This window comes from Candidatus Kurthia intestinigallinarum (genome assembly GCF_003991225.1).
GTDB classification, from domain to species: Bacteria; Bacillota; Bacilli; order Bacillales_A; family Planococcaceae; genus Kurthia; species Kurthia populi.
In genome coordinates this window covers 1-1,846 of the sequence record NZ_JTFC01000117.1, presented here as the reverse complement: position 1 = coordinate 1,846, position 1,846 = coordinate 1, and the positions used below count along the sequence as shown (strand labels likewise).

The window sequence follows — 1,846 nt, the reverse complement described above, 5'->3', positions numbered from 1 at the left end:
TGGTCCCTCTTTTTAATACTCATGAGTTAGTAAGAGATAACGAAAATAATATTCAATATGGCGAATTAGGCCGAATTTCTGAGTGGGAAATTGATTATCGTAATAAACAAATTCAGCGTGTTGAATATATTTATAAAGATGTCGTTGAAGAGCAACAAGATCGTTTTCATTATGAGCAAAGCTTGTTAAATGAGGAACCTATGCAATTGAGTTTGTTCGATTTAACAGGAGAACAAGACTTATTTGTTGAAGAAAAATATATTAAGAAAGCAATACCTATTCGTATATTTGAAAAAGTACCATTTTTAGATTTAGTTAAGGCAACTATTGTGAAGGATGGCGAATCAAGTGACTAAAGATTATTATCAAACATTTAATTTTAAAGTAATTTATATTTTTTCAATTCCACATGCATCTCATAAAGGACGACTGAAAATCGGCGACACGGTTTTTGAAGGGAATCCTTACGATAAAGAGGCTATGAAAGCAGCTGTAAAACAACGTATTGACCAATATACTAAAACAGCGGATATAGAATATAATTTATTGCATTTTGATTTAGCTGTAACGAATAAAGGAAAAGCATTTAGAGATTATGACGTTCATTCGGTCTTAAAACGTTCAGGTATTAAACAAACCTCAACAACTAAAGGTCGAGAATGGTTTGAAATTGACCTAGATACAGCTATCGCTGCAATTGAGGCTGTAAAAAAAGGAGAATCTTCTCTTGGGCAAATTAAAGCAACTACCCATATGGAGCAAATTATTTTCCGACCTGAACAAGAAAAAGCAATTGTTGAAACATTAGCATCTATTGATAAAGGAAAAACGAAAAAACTTTGGAATGCCAAAATGCGTTTCGGTAAGACAGTTAGTGCTTTAGAGCTTGTAAAACGAGCTGGATTCAAAAAAACGATTATTATTACGCATCGTCCTGTGGTTAGCGCTGGTTGGTTTGAGGACTTCCATAAAATTTTTAATAATGATTATCGCTTCGGCTCAAACCATAAAGGCGAATCCTTTACCAATTTAATAAATGGAGCAAATCCATTTGTATATTTCGCCTCTATGCAAGATTTACGAGGCTCTGTCAAAGTCGGCGGTGATCACGAAAAGAATGATTTAATCTTCGAAACCAAATGGGACTGTGTAATTGTTGATGAAGCACACGAAGGTAATAAAACACCTCTAGCTAAGGCCGTACATAAAAATCTTGAACGCTCCTTTACCCTTGAATTATCTGGGACACCATTTAATCTCTTTGAAGATTACGAGGATGAAGCAGATATTTATACGTGGGACTATGTTATGGAACAACAAGCTAAGTATGAGTGGGATCAAAATAATTTTGGTGATTCAAATCCATACGCAAGCTTACCTAAATTATCTATTTTTACATATCACCTTGATAAAGAATTCATCAATCATCAATATGTTGATATTGAAGATAAAGCTTTTAACTTCAGAGAATTCTTCAGAACGTATGACAATAATGAGCCAAACTTTTCATTACGTGGGAAATTTGTTCACGAAAAAGATGTATGGGATTTTTTAAATTTAATTTCTAAAAAAGACCGTTATGAAGAACATCAGACAAACTTCCCTTTTTCAACAGATTATTATCGCGACAATTTAAGAAATACACTTTGGTTAGTACCAGGTGTTCAAGAGGCTCGTGCTTTAAGCGAATTAATGAAAGAACATGATGTATTTAGCCAATTTGATATTATTAACGTTGCTGGTTCAGGAGATAATGATTCAGAAAATATAGAAGCTTTAGAGAAAGTAAAGAAAGCTATTGGAGACGATCCAGAGAACGCTTATACAATCACTATTACATGCGGCA

General features: G+C 33.6%; 1 protein-coding gene and 1 pseudogene. Both read left to right on the top strand.

Annotation, left to right across the window (positions count from 1 at the left end):
- Window positions 1–356 (top strand): annotated as a pseudogene (locus tag QI30_RS20640) (hypothetical protein); the annotation flags it as partial.
- On the top strand, window positions 349–1,846 hold a 1,498-nt coding region (locus QI30_RS19045), incomplete at its 3' end, for a DEAD/DEAH box helicase (protein ID WP_233600641.1). The pseudogene QI30_RS20640 and the gene QI30_RS19045, both read left to right, overlap by 8 nt.